General features: G+C 36.3%; 6 protein-coding genes. 5 read left to right on the top strand and 1 reads right to left on the bottom strand.

Going from position 1 to position 21899, the window contains the following annotated elements:
- The 4 genes from ACILQF_RS02075 to ACILQF_RS02060 form a co-directional block, all read left to right on the top strand.
- Positions 1-2222, top strand: a 2222-nt coding sequence (locus ACILQF_RS02075; RefSeq protein WP_395625753.1) for a condensation domain-containing protein, incomplete at its 5' end; no start/stop codon positions are given.
- A 6-nt stretch (positions 2223-2228) separates the two neighbouring features.
- Positions 2229-9926 carry an amino acid adenylation domain-containing protein gene (locus ACILQF_RS02070; RefSeq protein WP_395625752.1) on the top strand — a complete coding sequence of 2566 codons (7698 nt, stop codon included), beginning with the start codon at positions 2229-2231 and terminating at the stop codon, positions 9924-9926.
- Positions 9927-9937: 11 nt separating this feature from the next.
- Positions 9938-11782: a class II aldolase/adducin family protein gene (locus ACILQF_RS02065; RefSeq protein ID WP_395625751.1), complete on the top strand. Its 1845-nt coding sequence runs from the start codon at positions 9938-9940 to the stop codon at positions 11780-11782.
- A 316-nt stretch (positions 11783-12098) separates the two neighbouring features.
- On the top strand, positions 12099-18968 hold the full coding sequence (locus ACILQF_RS02060; RefSeq protein ID WP_395625750.1) for an amino acid adenylation domain-containing protein: 6870 nt from the start codon (positions 12099-12101) through the stop codon (positions 18966-18968).
- 648 nt (positions 18969-19616) lie between these two features.
- Here the strand turns inward: ACILQF_RS02060 and ACILQF_RS02055 are convergent.
- A complete protein-coding gene (locus tag ACILQF_RS02055; RefSeq protein ID WP_395625749.1) occupies positions 19617-21323 on the bottom strand; it encodes an aminotransferase class I/II-fold pyridoxal phosphate-dependent enzyme in 1707 nt (568 codons plus the stop codon).
- Positions 21324-21549: 226 nt separating this feature from the next.
- Here ACILQF_RS02055 and ACILQF_RS02050 point away from each other — a divergent pair.
- Positions 21550-21899 (top strand): hypothetical protein (locus ACILQF_RS02050; protein ID WP_395625748.1); only part of this gene is annotated, 350 nt, incomplete at its 3' end.

The raw sequence follows: 21899 nt of genomic DNA, 5'->3' as shown, positions 1-21899 counted from the left end.
ACAAAATATTGATTGGCAAACCCATTGCTAATTCATCAGTATATATTCTAAATGATCTAGATCAAATATGCCCTGCTGGAATTGTGGGTGAAATTCATATTGGTGGTAAAACTGTTGGGGCTGGTTATTTAGGCAATCCTAAACTTACCTCAGAAAAGTTTGTTTCATCTCCTTTTGACTCTGCTGTTATCCTGTACAAAACAGGAGATTTAGGATATTGGACAGTAGATGGTGACATAAATTTCATCGGAAGAAACGACCATATGGTTAAGATAAGAGGTTATCGAATCGAATTGGAAGAAATTTCAGATGTTCTTCGCCAATCTCCTCAGGTACGGGATGTATACATCACCACCATAATGTCTGTCAGCAATACACCCGAAATTATAGCTTATTTTATACCAACAAATCCTATTAATAACGATACGGATCTGTTGTTAAAATTGTTGCAACAACAGCTTCCATCATACATGATACCTGCGCATATTTTGCCTATTGAAATCTTTCCGCTTACAGTACATGGCAAATTAGATAGGGATGCTCTGCCAACGCCGGAAGAGGTTAATGGACTGAAATCAAAAACGTTTGTTGCACCAAAAAACTTCCAGGAGAAACTTTTGGTTGATATATGGCAGCAAGTTTTATATCGGCAGGATATAGGTATAAGCGATCATTTTTTAAGTATAGGTGGAGATTCTATTAAAGCAATTCAAGTAGTTTCCCGTTTACGGGAATATGATTTGCAAGTCAGTGTGCGTGATATTCTGGTATATCCAACCATTGCTGAATTAGCTCTTCATTTAAACAAAAATACCGTTTGTGCTGATAATGATCTAAATTCGGGAAGCCTTATTCCTTTAACAGCAATTCAATTTAAATTTTTTAAGCATTGCCAAAACGATTCAGCTCATTACAATCAATCTCTTCTACTAGGTTCAAAAAATCGAGTTGACACAGAAAAACTTCAGTATTGTATAGATCGAATATGGCAACATCACGCTATGTTAAGGGCTATTTATCGTGTTTCTGGCGATGAAATTACCCAGCAGGTATTAGCAGCTGATACCAAAGCAGATTATTTTATCGTTTTGGATGGTACAGCAATCTCAATAGAACAAGAGACCAGCTGGGTTATTGAACAAACTGCTTATTGGCAACAAAATTTTAAGTTGGATCAGGCACCTTTATTTCGCTGTTTGCTCCTTCGCTTTGCCAATCATGATTTGGTATTTTTAGTATCCCATCATTTAATCATAGACGGCGTTTCCTGGCGAATTTTGCTGGGCGATTTAACACGTCTATATGATTCGGAAAGTGCAGAACATATCATATTAAGTCCATCGGCATCTTTTAAACAATGGTCACTACAATTACAACAAAAAGCAGCACTCGGTTTTTCTGAAACTGAAGAAGAGCATTGGCAAAATGTAGAGCAAGCTTTAGATAAGAGGGCATTGTTTAATGACCGCTATACGGAACAGATACATCAGAATTATAGCTCTTTAAATACCGTTGTTTCTATTGATGAAACAAATGCTTTGCTTAGCATGGAAACGGAGCAAATTAGTACACAGGGCATTTTGCTGATGGCTTTAAGTAAAGCTTTCTTTCTTTGGAAAAACTCTACTCAAACGATTATGTATTTGGAATCGCATGGACGTAATGCAATGCAGAATCCGGAAATTTTCTCCAATACAATAGGTTGGTTTACCACTAAATATCCGTTTCAGCTAAAATATGATGAAAAGGCTTCAGTTGTAGAAAAGATTAGTGCTATTCAAAATTCAATAACTAATGTTCCCAATTATGGCTCTGGATATTTGTTGAATAAATATTCAGGTAATGCTTCTGTGTTAACCGCGGATGTAGAACCTCATTTCACTTTCAATTACCTGGGGCAGTTGGAAATACCAAAAGATCAAGATTTTTACATCCACCCACTAACAGAACTGCAGCAAAATATTGGAGGGTCGGTATATATACAAAGTTTGGTATTGTTCTCTTTAGTTATCATTAATGGTACCTTGCAAATTTCCATATCTTATCATAATTACCTGTACGAAAAGGACGAGATAATGCAATTGCAAAACTATTATTTGGAATGTTTACGCGAAACAATTAAGCAATTATCGCAAGAAAATAGCAGTGAAATCAATCAGGTTGATTTTGATTTCAAAGGCATAAATAAAGAAGAACTTAAAGGTATTATCAATTTACTATAGGAGCGAATGGAGGTAAAAAACGTACAAATATTAACCCCATTACAGGAAGGTATTCTTTTTCACGTTCTTCGTGGTAAAGACACCTATGCTTATTTTGAACAATATTCTTTTTTATTAACAGGCTTTGTTGATCAAGATATTTTCTTAAAAAGCTTATCCATATTAATAGAAAGGCATGAAGCACTTCGTACCCGATTTGTACCAGATCGGAGTACCCGGCCGATTCAACTAGTATTGGAAAAACAAATTCCGGAATTAGTCATTCATGATTTGCGCAATTTGAATTCCATCCGTCAAAACCAGATCATACAGGAATTTTGTGAGGAAGACAAGAAACGGTATTTTAATTTACAAACGGACTCCTTGTTTCGGGCGTCTCTTTTTTACCTTGGTGATCAAACAAGGATCATACTTTCATTTCATCATATCATATTAGATGGATGGAGCTTTGCTATAGTGCTTAAAGAGTTATTTGCAATTATTAATTCACTATATAATGGTAAGGAATTGCATTTGGCGCAACCTGTATCTTTTAGAGAGATGCTAAATTGGCTAGAAAAGCAAGCCCCAAAAGCAGCCATAGAATTTTGGAAACATCACTTAAATATATCTGATGATTTTGCAATCACAGGATTGCCATCAGGTTTTGCTGGGCAAAATGTTCAGTCAGGACAAATATCTCTTCATAAAAGATTTGATAAAGATCTAAGTAAACAACTTGCTCAAATTGCCTCAAAATTGCAGGTAAGCATTAATACTGTTGTATACTCTATCTGGGGAATAGTGCTTGCCAGGTATAATCAAACAAACAAAGTGATTACTGGTATTACGGTTTCCGGACGTGAAATACCTGTGGAAAATGCAACTGAAATTGTTGGAATGTGCATAAATACTATTCCGTTTGCTTTTCATGTTAGTGACGATATTTCTATATCGCATTATATTCAGAAAACTTCAGAGCGATTCATTGAAAGCATTCCTTTTCAGTATTATTCGTTGGCAGATATCCAGCAGCAATCGGGTATTACAGACGCCTTGTTCGATCATATTGTGGTTATTGAAGATTATCCATATGATGAAATTTCACCATTCCAAGGTCTTTCTGAAATTGAAATATCTACGCTGGATGTGTTCGAAGAAACGCATTACCCCTTCTCTATTCATATTTCTTCGGGAGAGGAAATTTATTGGCGTTTAGCATTCAAGCCTGAATTGTACCCGGAAGTATTGATGCAACAAGTGTTAGAACATATTACTTGCATTGCTAAACAGTTGTGTAATGGTGTGGAAGAAAACAATACATTATCATCTTTGTCGCTCCTCACTGAAAATATTTCAGATAAAATTTTAAATGATTTTAACAATACTAAAAGACTCTATCCAGAACAGGAAACGATAATTTCACTTTATTTACAGCGGTTAAAAAAATCCGGAGAGATTACTTTTTTAGGTGATAATCAGAATCGAATTAATCTGATTGAATTTGAGAAACGAACAAACCTTATTTATTCTTCCCTTCTAGATGCGGGTGTTAAAAAAGGGGATTCTGTAGCAATTTCTGGAGATCGTTCGGTATGGTTGATTGCCTCCATTATTGCGATATTAAAACGTGGGGCAGTCTATGTTCCAATTGATGTAAGTCATCCAGCAGAACGGATTAATTACGTTTTAGCCGATTGCAATGCTAAAGTTATGCTATGCTATAACAATCCTGATTTACCAGAACTACTTAATTCATGCAAAATTCTTCATTTAGAAAATTTAAGGGAAAGTTCTTCTAATGATTATTCTGATAATACGAGAGTGCCAGAATCTGGTGACCCGGCTTATATTATATATACCTCAGGCTCAACAGGAAGCCCCAAAGGTGTAATTGTTACACATCAGGCTGTTGTAAACCATTTAAACTGGATGCAGGAGGTTCATGCCTTAACACCAGATGACTGCCTATTACAAAAAACACCTGCCACCTTCGACGTTTCTGTTTGGGAACTTTTTCATTGGATATTTTCAGGTTGTCAAACTTATTTTTTGCCTTCTGGCGATGAAAAAGACCCGATTAAAATATGTGATACTATTCTAAATCAAAAAATTACGGTTTTACATTTTGTTCCTTCCATGCTTTCTGTTTTTTTGGATGAAATTGGGGAGCAACAGCTGAACAGTATTCGTCATCTTCGCTATGTGGTTGCCAGTGGTGAAGCCCTTCCGCTTGCAACAGTTAAAAAGTTTAACCGATTAATTTTTGAGAGCAATAACACTTACCTTTTAAATCTATATGGGCCAACCGAAGCCACCGTGTCATGTACCGGGTTTATGTGTTCGCCACTTAATGAGAATTACGGGTATATCCCGATAGGGAAACCTCTATTTAATTACCGGATTTACATTTTAGATAAGCAAAAAAAAATATTGCCTCCATGGATACCAGGCGAGCTATATATTGCGGGAATTAGCCTCGCTAAAGGATATAATAACAATATACAACTTACCGATGAAAAATTTTCACAGGACGATTTTGTAGCCGGAGAAAGAATGTACCGTAGTGGTGATGCTGCTATGTGGAACGATAAGGGTGAAGTGATTTATTTAGGGAGATTAGATGAGCAGCTAAAATTTAATGGACAGCGCATAGAATCAGGTGAAATTGAGGCGTCTATGCTTCATGTGGATGGAATAAAAGAAACTGCAGTTCTTTTACAAAACGGAAATAATCATGCTGTTTTAACTGGATTTTATACTGGTTTGAAAATAGATTCTGCCATTATTCGGGAAGAATTGCTGCAGCGTTTACCTGTTTACATGATTCCTTCACAACTAATTTGGGTAGAAAGTATGCCCAGATTAACTAGCGGGAAAATCAATAGAAAAGCGCTAGTCTCTAATACAATATCTGCTTCATCATCTGTCAGTTATCAACAAATACAAAATGATGCGGTTCAATTGCAGCTCTTGCAAATTTGGAAGGATGTTTTAGGAATAGCGATAAACCCTGGCAAAGATTTTTTCGAAAATGGTGGTCATAGTATCAGTGCTATCCGATTGTTGGCAGCCATCCGGAAGCGCTATGATATCACAGTCGGCTTGCCAGATTTGTTTCGTGATTCAACTTTACTAGGATTAGCAGCCTGTATTAAAAACAAGAATACAGACAAAACAAATGAATTGCAAACTGCTCCTCTGCAGCAATTTTATTCATTGATGCCGGCTCAGGAGAGTCTTTATGTATTGCAGCAATTACCAGACATTGGCTGCACATACCAAATGGCTGCAATTATACCATTAAAAGAGAAACCAGATACTTTAAAACTGCTTAGAGCAATACAGGAATTAATCAACAGACATGCGGCTTTGCGTACCTTATTTCATGAGGACAAAGGCAATGTCTTCCAGGAACTAATTCCCGCTGAAAAAGCTTTTCAACTATTTACTAATCAGGGAGGAATTATTCAGATTCAAACTTCCCGGAAAAACCTGCCATCTACCTGGCAAAAAAGTCGTGAGAAAATAGATATTTCAACAGGGCCATTGTTTAATGCCTATATTGTAGAGCAGGAAGACACTATAAGCCTAGTTTTAGATATTCATCATATCATCTCAGACGAGCATTCAAATAACTTGTTGGCACAGGAAATCGTACAGCTTTATCAGGGAGAAATTTTGTCTCCAGTTTCCTTTCAGTATCCAGATGTTTCTTACTGGTATCATCATGTATATTTACTTCAAGAGCCTTATAAAAAGGATTCTGAATGGTGGAAAAAACAGTTAACAGATGCCCCGGGTTCAGTAGAATTACCAACACCTAAAAAACGTCCTTTACAACTATCGTTTTCTGGTGCTATTTACGAGAAAAAGCTCAGCCTTGAGCTTTCAGAATGGATTTATCAAACCGCTAAAAGTTCATCTCTTACTCCATTTACCGTGCTTTTTACGGCATTTCAGGTTTTGTTGGCTCGATATTCTTTACAGGATGATTTTTTGGTAGGCATACCTGTTACCAACCGCAGCACAGATGAATTAAATGGTGTAGCGGGTTTACTGGTTAATACCTTGCCTTTTAGATGCACATTGGATCATGATCGCTCCTTTACTTTGCAGATGCAGCAAACGGGAAGACAATTGTTAGAAGTGATGGATCATGCCTGGTATCCGCTGGCACATATTCTTCAAGATCAGCAAACCGTACGCACAAAAGATCGGCATCCTTTATTTTCTGTTCTTTTCAATTATTTAAACAGTAGTGAAGAACAATTATATTCAGAAACCATCTCTGGCGAAGAAGTAATTACCGAATCCAAATTTGATTTAAGCATTGAAATAAAGGAGCAGGCTGGTGAATTCATTGTCAGTTTAAATTATTGTACAGAGCTTTTTGATCGAGTTTATATTCAGAGTTTCTTCAACAACTTTCAAACGCTGATAGATAATATCAGGCAAAATGAAAATACTTTATTAAGAGGCCTGGATATTGTAAGTACAGATGAAAAGAACAACTTAATTAAAATTGGTACGGGTAAAGAAGAGCAGAATAAGTACGAAACCTTACAACAGATTTTGGAGGATGCTTATCAGAACTATGCTCATTTTCCTGCGATAGCAAGCCTGGAACAGGAACTCAATTATGCCCAGCTGCAGCAATTAACGTATGGCATTGGCTATAAAATTTCACAAACTATTGATATCCAAAAAGATACGGTGATAGCCATTTGTATGAAGCGCAGCATTTTAACTGTTGCGGCAGTTCATGCGGTTATTTTATCAGGGGCAGCTTATTTACCTTTAGATCCTGATCTTCCGGAAGAACGCATCAGGTTTATGCTGGAAGATAGTGCTGCAGCTCTTCTGTTACATCAGGAAGATTTGACTTTTGCTACCTCTATTAGGTGTTGTAAAATAAATCATAGCCTGTCTGCTTTGCAGTTAGATTTTAAAAAAGTTCAGGCAGGCGATCTTGCATATATCATTTATACATCGGGCTCCACAGGAAAGCCAAAAGGCGTTTTGGTTGAACAAGGATCCATAGTAAACCGTTTATGCTGGTTGCAACGTAATTTGCCAGCCAGTACTTCTGATACCTGGCTTTGGAAAACTGCATTTACATTCGATGTCGCCTTAGGAGAATTATTTGGGTGGACATTAGGCGGTAGCCGACTAATTATCCTGCCAAACGGAGATGAAAAAAGCCCAGAAGCCATCATACAAGCAGTTTTCAAATATCATATTACCAGAGTACATTTTGTAGCGTCCATGTTGCAAATATTTCTTGAATATGTTCAAACCTTTGGCAAAGAAAAGCTATTAATTTCTTTGCATAATATTTTTACGAGCGGAGAAGCAGTGAGCCCAGAACTTATTAGAAATTTCAACTCTATATTGAATGGTAAACTACAGAAAAGCCTTTTAAATTTATATGGCCCTACTGAAGCTACCGTTGAAGTTACATCAGAAATTAGTAGCCTCGAAGTAAAAGATTATATCTCTATTGGAAAGCCAGCGGATAACGTTCAAATTTATATTGTTCATCCTGTAACCAAAACAATTCAGCCATTAGGTGTTTCTGGCGAAATTGTCTTGGGTGGTGTTCAAGTAGCACGAGGGTATAAAAATCGTATGGTGCTTCAGCATAAGGTATTTCGGGCAGATCCGTTCAAGCCCTCTCAACGCATTTATTATAGTGGCGATTTAGGTTGCTGGATGGCGGATGGCACCATTCAGTTTAAAGGCCGGGCAGATAAACAGGTTAAACTTAATGGTTATAGAATTGAGCTTCAGGAAATTGAAAAAATCTTGGAGCAACATCCTTTGGTGCAAAAAGCTGTTGTTTTAATTATAACATCTGCATTAGGTAATAAAGAACTGGTTGCATTTATTCAAGCTGATGTTGAAAATCTGGAACAGAAAATAATCATGCACCTGCAGCAATTTTTACCAGCATACATGATTCCTTCCGGGATTATATTGATGTCTGGTTTCCCGCTTAGTAGCAGTGGTAAAACCAATATAAAAGAACTGGAACAAGTTTATTTATTGAAATATAGTAGAAATACCGGCTCTTTATTGAGCAATAGCGATACGGAGCTGAAACTTCTGGCAATTTTTACTGAAGTGCTGGATAGGAATATATCTGTTACGGATGATTTTTTTGTAGTCGGGGGTCACAGTATACTGGCTATTAAATTAATGAATAGAATACAGCAACGTTTTGAAATCAGCGTATCTTTACACGATATTTTTACCTATCCTTCTGTGCGTAGTTTATCTCTATTGCTTCAAACTTCATTAATTTCAGAATTTAAATCTATACCTAAGCTTCCAAAACAATTATTTTATAGTCTATCACCAGCTCAAAGAAGATTATGGTTTTTGCAACAGCTTCAACCAGATAACATTGCCTATAACATGACTTTTGCATTCAAAATACAAGGGAAATGTAACGTTGAGGCATTAAAACAAAGTTTTAATGAACTTGTCAATCGTCATGATCAATTAAGGGCGGGTTTTATTCTTCATGATGAGGGTGCGGTATTGGAAATTAAAAATAATATCGATCATGATTCCTATTTATCTTTTCATTATCAGGAAAGTAGCGACGAAAAAATATCACTACAACTGGCAGATGAATTTTGTAACCGCCCTTTCAAACTCGATAAAGCCCCATTATTCAGAGTTTTAACCACTTTTTCAAATGAGGAAGTGTTTTATGTATTTCTGAATATGCATCATATTATTACGGATGGGTGGTCAATGGGTATTTTGTTGGCAGAACTTACCCAGATTTATCAGTCAAAAATTAAGGGAGAACCAGTTGTACTTCCATCTATAGCGGTTAGCTATACGGATATTGCCCATTGGTTGCAGGCGCAAACAGATGAAAAACGATCAGTGTTAACCAAGCATTGGATGCAGCGCCTGGATAAAAATCTGGAATCTGCATTTCTCCCGGGACTAGAGTCTATTTCAAATAACGATAATCAAGGTAAAACACTTCACGTAACCTTACAAGAAGAAACGGTGCAACAAATCCGAATTACAGCAAGGTTATGGAATTGTTCAGAAAATCAGCTAATGCTTTTTACTTACGCGATATTATTAGCTAATTTATCCCAAAAAAAGGATTTTGTTTTTGGAATTTCCGTTTCTGGGAGATCTCATCCCGATATGGAAAACGTGGTTGGCTTCTTCGTAAATATGTTGCCAATTATTGTCAAAACTGATGAAAGTCAAACAGTAAAAAGTTTCTTTGATCAGTTTGTTCATTCTCTTTTAACAGATATGAATTTTCAGGATTTACCATTTGACGAGTTAGTGGCACTGATGCAACATGAAAAAGGCATTAAACTCGGAGATCTGATCAAAACAAGGTTTGTGTATAATGATTTTTCAAATCATGTTTCAGAAATTGATAATGCATTGAAAGTGGAAGAATTAAATATTGAGATGCAGGGCTCAAAATTTGATTTGAGCTTTACCGTTCAACCTTTTAACAATACCTTAACCCTTAATGCAGAGTATAAAACCTCGAAGTATGATGAAATACTTATTGCTGAATATATCCAGCAATGGGAAGACCTGATTATTCGTTTATGCCAGTCGCCGCAACTTTTGCTGCAAGAGTTTTTAAAAAATCAAATTCCATCTGTTAAACCCAATGATGTACGTCAGCAATCTTATTTATTACTTAAGAAAATGCAAAAGCCTAACTAAAAACTTATAGTATGCAACTTAAATCTCAATTATTACAATCGCTAAAAAACACTATTCCAAAGGCTGTTAAAATTGATTCAACCATAAATGAGCAAATAATAGATGGTAATAGTTTAGGAACAAAATATGTTCAAATTACTTCAATGGATGCAACTATTGATTTGGTAATTTGGGCAAAAGAACACGATAAATATCTGAACGAACTTTATCAAAAATATGGAGCTGTGTTGTTTAGGGGATTCTTAATTACAGATGATTCTGCTTTTCAAGCCTTATGCCAGTCGTTTACCAGCCAGTTGCTTGATTATACAGAACCATCAACGCCGCGTACAAAAGTGAACGATAAAGTTTATACTTCTACGGAATATCCTAAAGATCAGTTTATTCCAATGCATAATGAACATTCTTACACCAAAAACTGGCCACAAAAAATTTGGTTTTATTGCAAAACAGCTGCTGATGCAGGAGGTGAAACTCCAATTGCTGACTCCGCTCTGGTATATAACTTGTTACCTGCTGCACTACTGGAAAAATTTGAGGATGTTGGAATAACATATGTTCGTAATTTTCATACAGGCATTGATTTGTCTTGGCAACTTGTTTTTGGAACAGATGATAAATCGGTAGTGGAAGAACATTGTCGCAAAAACGCTATTGAATTTAAATGGTTTCCAGAAGATAGTTTGCAAACACGCAGTACCGCACAAGCAGTAGTTAAACATCCGCTTACGAAACAAAAAGTCTGGTTTAATCAGGCACATTTATTTAATCTTAAGAACCAGGATAGTGCTATTCAGGAGTATATGAAGGAAACTTTTAGTGATAGGGTGCCTCGAAATAGCTATTGTGGTGATGGTTCTCCAATTACTCAAGAGGATTTTGATACCATTTCAGCTGCTTTTGAAAAGGCTAAAATCATTTTTAAATGGGATAGTGGAGATGTGTTATGGTTAGATAATATGCGTTTTGCCCATGGAAGACATCCATTTGAGGGACCCAGAAAAGTTCTTGTAGCCATGTCAGACCCTTATACTAATAATTTTGAGCCCAAAGTATCTGAAGTGGCAAAAGCAGCAATTGCATCTGCCAGAAAACAAACATCGTCTTATTTTCTAAGAACGGAGAGGCCACAAACTAGAGCTTGGCTACGCTATCGTTTAGCAGGATTATATCGTATTCTGGCTATGGAAAAATTGGATGAAGGAATTAGCGGGCATATTTCGTTCAAAGTGCCTGGAGAACAAGAGCTGTTTTGGGTAAACCCTTTCGGATTATTTTTTGAAGAAGTTACACCTGACAACCTGATTATGGTTGATATGGCTGGTAATGTTGTGGAAGGAAATTATCCTGTAAATGTAGCAGGGTTCTGTATTCATGCTGCTATACATGCAGCTAGGCCTGATATTAATTGTATCGTACACACGCATTCTCCTATGGGAACTGTTTTTACTTCTCTCGGACTGCCTATTAAACCTATTGATCAAACTTCTTGTATGTTCTTTGAAAAACATACAGTTTATAATGAATATAATGGGCCTGTTCTTTCTGATGAAGAGGGTCAAAACCTTGTTAATCATTTAGGGGATAGTCATACCTTGTTATTACGTAATCATGGGACCCTAACATTAGGAGAAGAATTAGAAACTGCAGCCATGCTAATGATAGCAGCAGAGCATTCTTTTCAAGTTAATATTCAGGCACATGCTATCGGAAAACCATTTCATGTGGATCCAGAAGTTGCAAGGGCCACAGAACAATGGATTGCAAATCCTTTAGGTATGAGAATTGAATTTGACGCCTATTTACGGAAAGCAGAGAGGCTTTATCCAGATTTATTGAAGTACAGACCAGAATAGTATGCTTTAGCAAATGATTGGTTATGAGAATCTAGTCTTGAAAAACAATTGGAATTTTTCAAATACTTTGACCCTAAGATGTTTATTTAATAATTAGTAAATAGGTTAAGAAATGTTTGTTTTTGAATTCGGAATCATTCATAATTGATGAAAATGCCTGAAATGATTGAGTAATATTTTATTGGAACTTTGAGCTAAACTAAAAGATGGCTAATTCCGATTTAGGCAGCTCATTAACCTATGGAAATAAACATCAATTATATTAAACTTATATCTCCTACCTTGAATTTGAGGTAACAAATACTTAATGAATACAATGGATAATTTAGCTTATAAGCTGTCGCCGCAGCAAAAAATAGTCTTAAAAAATGCTGCTGAAAGCTTGAAATATAGCATACTTCAATTTTCTATTTGTGAAACTGATAAACAAAAATTAATAGAAAGAATTAATCTCATTTTAGATCAATACAGCTCATTTAATCTTAATTTTATTCCAGAAAATATAGGCAGTGATATGCTGCAAACAATCGGAGATACGGTTCGTGTTCAGTTTCATGACAGGGATCTTTTACCTGACGATTTAACGATCAAAGATCCAGCATCACCTTTAAATCCCTTACTTCAAATTTTCATCCTAGAAATACCCACGGGTGTTCAAATTACCTTGCTTTCTCACCCGCTGTGTGCGGATCTTTCAGGCTTATTATTGTTACAGGAAAACATAGTTAAAAATGATGCTCAAGCATTGATAAGTGAAGAAATAAGCTATATCCAATTTTCAGAGTGGCAGCATCAGCTTTTGGTAGACGAAGGAGCAAAGGAAGGTATTAACTTTTGGCAGCAGCAAGCAAATGATGCGTCATTTCGTTTAAGAATTGAACGTCAAAACAATAGCAAATCTGCCAATTATAATAAATCTTTCCTGAAGATTCCTACCATCTTAAGAGAAGCTATTTTATTAAAGGCTGAACAAGATCAAATTAGTATTGAGAGTATTTTCCTCGCAATGTTCTTGAAGTTTGTTGGTTTTCATTCGGTTAACCGAGAGTTATCTATTGGCCTTGAATGTCATGGACGCGAATTTGAAGAATTGAATGGTACAATGGGATTGCTCAGTAAGCTACTGCCATTTTCTTTAAATGAAACACCTGTTTCATTAGAAAATTACGATGTTAAAAAAATAGAAGAAGCAATTACTCAACACCGATCCTACCAATTTTTTTATTTACAACAAGAGACAGTAAAATTCGATTATCAATTTGGCTTTTTAAATACCTCCAATATTGCCGTTATTGAAGCAGCACAGTTACTCAATCCAGCTAAAATTAAATGTCAGGTAGTTCAATCAGCAGAAGAAATCACCTGCAACTTTATAGTTGATACCAGGTATTTTACCGATTCTGATACTAAATATGTCGCTGAATTTATGTTGGCCATAGCTCAAGATTTAGTTAGGAATACCTCTAATGCAATTGAGATTTTACGAGTTAGATATAACTCAAATTTATCATTAACAGCGAATTTAACATCTAAATATGGAGCTACAACTGATGTTGTTAGTCGTTTCCGGTATATAGCAACTTTATTTCCTGATCAACCTGCAGTTAAAACTGCCTTTGCTTCGTTTACTTATCAGCAAATAGATGAAATGTCTGACCAGATTGGAAGGGCACTCCTCGATACATTCAAAATTGAAGCTGACGATTTTGTAGGAATCATAGTGGATGAAGATGAATGGTTACCTATTGCTATGTTATCTGTTTTGAAAGCTGGAGCTACCTATATACCAATAGATATTAGTAATCCTCCAGGCCGTTTAAAACATATCTTAACTGACTCTGCACCAGTATGTATTCTGACTAATTTAATGAATGCCCATGTTGTTAGCGATACCGGAATACCACTGGCTTTAATACATGAACTTTTGGAAGTAAAGGCGAAGTTTCCTCATGACCTGTCGCGTACTACAGATCAGGGCGCTTATATGATTTATACATCTGGCACTACAGGTTTACCCAAAGGGGTAATCATTACTGATTCTAACCTTCTTAACTATGTTGATTGGTTCCAGCAAAGCTTTAATGTGAATGTTGGTGATCAAAGTTTGCTTCAGGCTTCGTATGCTTATGATTTGGGATATACAAGTTTATGGGGATGTTTATTAACAGGCGCTGCCATACATATTTTGCCAGCAAGTAAAAGACAGGAAGCGGATGAGCTAGTGAAGTATATTAAAGATCAGCACCTCAGCTTTTTAAAACTTACACCTTCTTTATTTTACTTGTTGCTGAAAGCAGAGAATATAGAAACTCTAAAGGATTCAGCTTTGCGCTTAATATTAATAGGCGGAGAAAAAATTGATACGAAAAGTTTACAGCATTTTGTAGGTATTAAGAAGGATATTGTTTTTGTTAATCATTATGGTCCTACAGAAACGACCATAGGCACCGTCTATCATACCATACAACCTGGGCATATTGATAAATTTATTGAAAAACCGGTTATTGGGAAACCTATAAGCAATGCGGAAGTATATATTTTAAATGCAGAAGGGGAGCTTTGTTTACCAGGAGAAATTGGTGAAATATGTATTGGAGGAAAGGGGCTTGCTAAAGGATATCATCAACAGGAGAAATTAAATTTTGAAAAGTTTTTCATTTTTGAAATTTACGGCAAAAGTATCCGATTATACCGCACCGGAGATCTTGGTTATTGGTGTACCAATCAAGATATATGCATAGAAGGAAGAATTGATGATCAGGTAAAAATTCGCGGTCACCGCATAGAACTTTCTGAAATTAAGCTGGGTTTAGATAATTGCGGTTTGTCGAAACATATTTTAAGACTAATAGCTTCACCTGATTATGGCCAAGAGCTGGTATGTTATTATCAATTAGATAAAGATGCTGATATTTTGCTCTTACGAACACAACTGTCGCAATTTGTACCGGAATATATGATTCCTGCATTTTTTATTCGTATAACTTCTGTTCCGCTTACGGCAAATGGTAAAACAGACTTTCGGGCCTTACCTGATCCATACACGAATGTAATTGATGCAGAAAAGCTGGTTACTACTATGACCGCTACCGAAACCCTAATTGCTGAAATATGGACATCCGTATTACACCAACAAAATTTAACAGCTGAAAGTGATTTTTTCCTTCTAGGAGGAGATTCAATTAAAGCCATCCAGATAATAGCGAAGATTAACCGCCAGGGGCTGAAGTGTCTTTTAGCCGATATTTTTAATTATACCTCTATTGGTAAGTTAGCGCAACATCTTGAACCTGAAGCTAGTGTTGTTTCTGCTGAAACAGTAATAATAGCAGATGCTACAATTGTTAATTATTGCTTGTCACCAATGCAGGAAGCCATGTATTTCCATTACAAAGCTTTCCCAGAATCAAAGGCCAATATTATTATCAGGCAATTTGAAGTAGCTGGAAAAATGAATACTGAAGCTTTTCAAAAAGCTGTACAACAAGGGATTAATCATTACGATATTTTACGAATACGCTTTTGCCTCGATGAATCTAATACGCCAATTGTGCAAATTCGTCAAGACGGAGACATTAAAGCTGATGTGCAGGACCTGTCTCGTCTTTCGGTTGAAGAAAGCGAAATTGAGATCAACAAAACGCGTAAAAAATGGATAGAGCAAGGTTTTGATCTCGAGAAGGACTTGCCGATACGCATTAAGCAATTTGATTTAGTAGGTGATAAGCAGGTCATACTTTTAGCCTATCACCACATTATTATGGATGGATGGTGCTTTAATGTTATTATTAAAGAGATCATGAGTTGTTACCAGGCTTTGTGTAACCATGTTAATTACCAGTGGCCACCTTATACCTCTTTTACTAACTATTTGGAATGGATAGAGCAGCTACCGCGACAAGATTCTATTCTGTTTTGGAAAAATTACCTGCAGGATTATACTACCTTGACGTCAATACCTTATTTGGATAAACCTACTGTAAATGAAGAATATGAGCCCGCTTTATTGAATTTATTACTTAGTAAAGAACTCACAAAAACTATCCAGCAACTGTGCAATGAGAAGAAAACTACAATGAACGTTTTTTTTCAGGTTGCATGGGGAATTCTCTTAACTAAGTACAATGACACAAAAGATGCTGTTTTTGGTATCACTGTTGCAGGTCGGCCCTATGAGCTCGATGGGTTTGAAAATATGGTTGGACTATTCATAAATACCCTTCCACTCCGTGTAAAATGGTCTGATCATACCACTGTAGATGACCTTCTTTCAGAGCTGACAACATTTTTACAAGAATACCAATCACATCAGTATTTGACTTTACCTGAAATTCAGTCTTGCTCTTCTTTAAATAAAAATCTGCTTAATCATTTGTTGGTGTTTGAAAATTATCCTTTGTCATCTGTAGAGGAAGAATCAGATGATACAGGAATAAAAATTGAATCTAAAAACACTTTTGGTCATACGAGTTACCCCTTAGCTGTAATTATTTACCCGGGGGAAGAGGTGCATATAAGCTTTACATTTGATAAAAATTATTATTCTCAAGACTGGATTGAGAAATTAAGTATTCATTTTCTTCAGGTTATAAATCAAATAGCAGAAGCTTCTAATAAGTTAGTTAGCCAAATTGATATGGTAAGCAAGGAAGAAAAAGAAGCCTTGTTGCAATGGAGTTACGCATCCGGAAGTTTCGATCCGGAAAAAACAATTGTTGATTATTTCCAGGAAACCTGTGCTCTGTATAAAGATAATGTAGCATTAGAGGATGGAAAACAATCTTTAACTTATGATCAAATAGGACAATCTGCAAAAGAATTGGCTTACTGGTTAATTGAAAAGTACGACATCAAACCCGGAGATAGAATTGGTATATATTTACCTCCTGCAGTTAATATTCCAGTTGTAATTTTCGGTATTCTTTATTGCGGTGCAGCGTATGTGCCCATTGATGTGGAGTATCCCGCAGAAAAGGTGGCATTTATCGCAACTGATAGTAATTGTAGGCTAATTATAACATCCGAAGAGCTAATTGAAAAGCTAGAGCTTATCACAAAGATTAAGTTGTTAACCGTTGAAAATATACCCTCTGCATCAGCCGAAGCTATAATATTACCTACAATAGCACAAAATGATCTGGCCTATGTAATTTATACTTCCGGCTCAACCGGGCAATCCAAGGGTTGCCTAATTAGCCATTTGAGCCTAATGAACCTCCTCAAGCAGAAAACTGAATGGTTATCATTTAACAGTGATGATGTTTGGATCATGGCTCATTCTTATGCTTTTGACTTTTCTGTATGGGAAATATTCGGTTCATTATTAAATGGCGGCCGCTTGTATATTCCACAGCGTGATGAAGTAAGGGATACCAACAGGTTCTATGAAATTATCGAACAAGCCGGAGTTACTATTCTAAACCAAACACCAAGTGCCTTCTATCCACTATTGGAAAGGATTGTTTCTCAAGCTAACAGCCTAGAGAATTTTTCCTTGAGAATGGTCATATTTGGCGGTGATAAACTTGATTTTAGTAAGCTAAAATCTTGGATTACGATAGAAGGTAGCGAGCAAGTTCAGCTGTTTAACTTATATGGCATTACCGAAATAACGGTCCATGCTACCTGGCATCTGGTAAAACAAGAAGAAATCATAAATACAACCAGACAATCTGTTATTGGCTTGCCCATTCCTGGTACTTCTATATATGTTGTAAATGACCAATTGCAACTTTGCCCGATTGGTGTTCAAGGCGAGCTGGTTGTAAGCGGTAATGGTGTTTTTATGGGATATCACAACAGGCCGGAACTAATGGCCCAGAAACTTATGCTTGATCCATTTACTTCAGGAAATAACATGTATAGAAGCGGCGATTTCGGTCGCTGGTTAGCAGATGGAACCTTGGAATATTTGGGCAGAAAAGATGATCAGATTCAAATTCGAGGCTTTCGTGTAGAGCTAGGAGAAATTATGTACCATCTTCAAAAACATGCAAAAATTAGCAAAGCTTTTGTAATAGCAAAAGAGGCTGCAAATGCCGATTTGGAGTTAATTGCGTATTTACTTCCTTTCAAAAATAACACTCCTAATCCGGAGATAAAAGAAATGAGGGATTTTTTAGCAGAATTATTGCCAGCTCATTTTATACCACATCATTTTGTTTTTCTGGATGAAATTCCGCTCAATTCTAATGGAAAAATCAATAAAGAAAAACTGCCATTACCAAGTCGGAATACCAACAAAAATAACGGAATGAATGAGGCAACCGATCTGGTTGAGCAAACCGTATTCGATATTTGGAAAAAAGAATTGGATATGGACGATATTAATTCAAACGACAATTTCTTTGATCTTGGAGGGCATAGTCTTAAAGCCGTTCGGTTAATGAGCGAAGTTCAAAAACAATTCGGTATCATACTTCCGCTTGTACAATTATATAAAGACACAACAGTTCTTGCACTTTCAGCCACTATTCGCTTAGCATTACAAAAAGACTTGGATGTAGTTGACTCAGATTATCTCATATTAAAGGAAGAAAATGCTGATAAAACTTTGTTTTTCTTGCCACCTGCAGTAGGATATGCAATTGGTTTTGCTGCATTGGCCCGGCAGTTACAGGATTGTACGGTATATGGGCTCAATTTTATGGAGCAGGATACGTTGCAGTCAATGGCCAATTATGTTCAACAATTACAACCACAAGGCGAAATTATATTATGTGGTTTTTCGGCAGGCGGCAGTATGTGTTTTCATGTTGCAAAAATATTGGAAGCATCAGGTCGTAAAATTAGAGCGTTAATTCTTCTTGATTCTAGAAGATTTATTGAACCAGAGCCTCTAACGGAACAAGAGGTAGTAAGCATTGCTGATGAATACCTGGCAGATCCACGTGCGAAAGTATATTTAACATCAGCTGTGATGAAGGGCGCAATGCGTAAACGTATTGAAGCCTCAACAAGGTTCATTCACCAACTTAAAGACGATGGAAAAATAAATGCTGATATATTTTACATCAGTTCAGAAACTAACCGAAATAACACAGATAGAAAACAAGCGTGGCAAGAAATAACCAATGGGCAACTTTATGTATACGATGGATCTGGCCCGCATGCCAGTATGTTGAATGAACCCTTCCTGGTTGATAATGTAAGGCTTTATCAGGAGGTGCTTAAGCAGGTTTATTAACTGAAAATAGATTTATGTGGAAAGGGATTTACAAATCAGATGTAATAGAAATGAGAAAATAATCCTTTTACCTTAACTCGTTTATCCTTAAAAGCCATTTATAAAATGCAAAGAACCAACAATTTCCTTTCAGCAGGTAAAACGTTTTGAATAGTAACTGGTAAAATTGTTGCTAAAGAATACTTTTCCAGTTAGTCATCACCCTTTTAAGGTTCATTGCAGGGGTAGTCATGTAGACTTTCCCAAAATTCGGCCGATTAATAGTAGCATGAATTGCTAGCTTTAAATTGGAAATATGAAAATTGCCAATGCTGGCAAGCCTTTAACTGCCGTCTTCGGTGGAAACAAAAACCGCCTTTAAGGGTGTGTCAACATCTTGGAACAAGGGTCAGCTTCAACGGAATATGTACTTATTTTTGTTTAAGCGTGTAGCTTATTCCAACTACCGTTTGAATGCTTAATAATTATGTCATCATTTTTAAATATTTCTTATCCAAATGCTATGTTTCGCAAGTTTTGGCGTGTTGTTTAATCATGACGCACAATGGTTTCGGGCTCGGCAAAGGTGGCAATTTTCACCACTAATGTTGATGCGGAGCACTGAACCGCCACTGTTTCTAAACCCTTGTTAGCTTAGTTTTTATTTAATTAATCTAGAACTTGCTTGATTATTTTCAACATCTTTTGATTTGTTTCTTTGTCTTTAATCGCAATTCTAACTGTATGTTTATTAAAATTATTCCCCATATTAGAAACATCTCTTATATACAGACCCATTTCTTTGCATTTAGAAACAACTATTTCAGCGCTAGGTCCATTTTCAGGTAGATAACAAAGAACAAAATTGGCTTTGCTCTGTAAAACTTCTATTGAATTAAATTTCATCAATTCTTTAGTGAAATCCTGCCTCAGTAAGTGAGTTTCTTCATAGCATTTTTCATAGTATTGGTCCTGTTTTAAGGCAACTAGTGCTCCAATTTGAGATGGGAGACTCACTGCCCAAGGGGGAGAAATAGATCTTAATTTTTCAAGTTGAAATGGTGAAGCGCACAAATAAGCGGATCGAAGTCCGCTTAAAGCATATACCTTAGACATAGATTTACAAATAATAATATTACTTGTACTAACAGCAAATTTCTCGAGAGACTGATCTTTTCCACAGTAATCGATATAGGTTTCATCAACCCAAATACGAGTACTAGGGGATATTTGTTTTAAAGCATTTTCGAGGTTTGCCTTGTGAATATGTTGACCTGTGGGGCTGTTGGGATTAACAATGACAATTAAGTCATAGTTATTGTTTGCCAGATCTAAAAGTTCTCCCAAGTCTAAAGTATAATTATTAGCTTTTAATAAATTGATGCGATCAACCTGGCATCCAATAATATTTTCAAGAACATGGACATATTCACCATAAGTTGGATCAAGAATCAATACACGTGATTCTGGAAGCAACCATTCTCTAAAAGCAAGAAAAATTAAATCAGAAGAGCCAGAACCCGGAAGAATGTTTTCTATCTTAACTCCCCGTGTTAAAGCTATGCCATTGGCCATACCCATGCAATCTGTTGGGGGTGAAGTTTTACAAATCCATGCTAAATGATTCTCCAATTCATTTATCAACTGTGGAGCCGGATCAAACCAAGCATCAAGCACATCTGCGTTTATGATATTCCTTCTTTTATTTAGGTCATCAAATTCGTTTCCAATGGCATCAAAAAAAGCCCCTCCATGATAGCATTTGCTTGGTTTAAAAAAGTCAATCGCCAATTTCCACTCACAATGCTGCCTTATCTTGATGAAGAAATTCTTGAAATTATTTTCTATGAAAGCATTCAATTCGTCTACTTTCCCATGGATTAATTTGAATGTAACCTCACCAGAATTAACATCTTTGTTCGTAGCCTTAAAGCCTAGTTTTAAATACATGTCAAGTACCTCTGATCGCCCAATGGCCATGATATTTACACCTCCATAGGATTGAATAAAGCGAAAAGCAGCCCACATGAGCGCTACTGCTATGGGCTTACCCCGATGCGCTTTGAGAACTGTTAATATTCTCATTTCGAATGTACCAGCATCTACTGTGAAAGGAATTTCTTTTCGGGTGAAATATTTATCTATGGAATAATCATTTTTAGTAGGTGGAGTAACACTAATGAAACCGACAATTTTTAAATTTATTTTTGCAACAATATATGTATTGAAGTCATCAAACTTATCTTGAAACATCTTTCCTTCATTTTGTGGATGCTGCATTAACTCTGACGCATAGACTTCATGACGAATCTGATAAATTTTATTTCTGTCATCACTTGTTGCAAACGAGATTTCAATTAGCTTATTTATAATCATGTAGATTTATATTTAAATAAAGGGGTTTAAGCTGAATCTACGAATTTTTATCTCAACTCGACAAACTTATAACCTAATCTAATTTTTACTATATTGCTAAAAAAAATATTTCAATATTCATTTAAAAACCTTTGTTATGACCAAAATTTTTTTTAGTATCGTCATTTTTTGCGTTTTAAGTATCACTGCTACTGCGCAGAAATACGAAATCCGGATTGTAACCACGGTGGAGTCGATTGTACCCAATGGACTAGGGCGCTCACGGATGGTGTCATCTAATGATGTACGCGACTATCGCGAGTTTACTTCATCGCGTAGCGAAGACGATAATTCTCGTAACAGTTCTGATCGTACCGAAATTCGGGTGAAGTCCTTTGATGAAACCAAGCTTCTGAACTTTTATAATTTAGCAGGCATCCGATTCCAGAACATCGCAGCCAACGATGCCGTGGTAGCTTCAAAGCTCGCAGCCATGACAGAAGAAGGTTGGGAACTAGCATTTGTAAATAGTGCCGTAGAGTCGGATTCGGGCAAAGATGATGGAAATGGCATTTTCATTACCCGTTACATTTTCCG

This window comes from Daejeonella sp. (genome assembly GCF_044232565.1).
GTDB lineage: Bacteria > Bacteroidota > Bacteroidia > Sphingobacteriales > Sphingobacteriaceae > Daejeonella.
The sequence above is the reverse complement of the archived record's forward strand: the minus strand, read 5'-3'. Positions and strand labels throughout refer to the sequence as shown.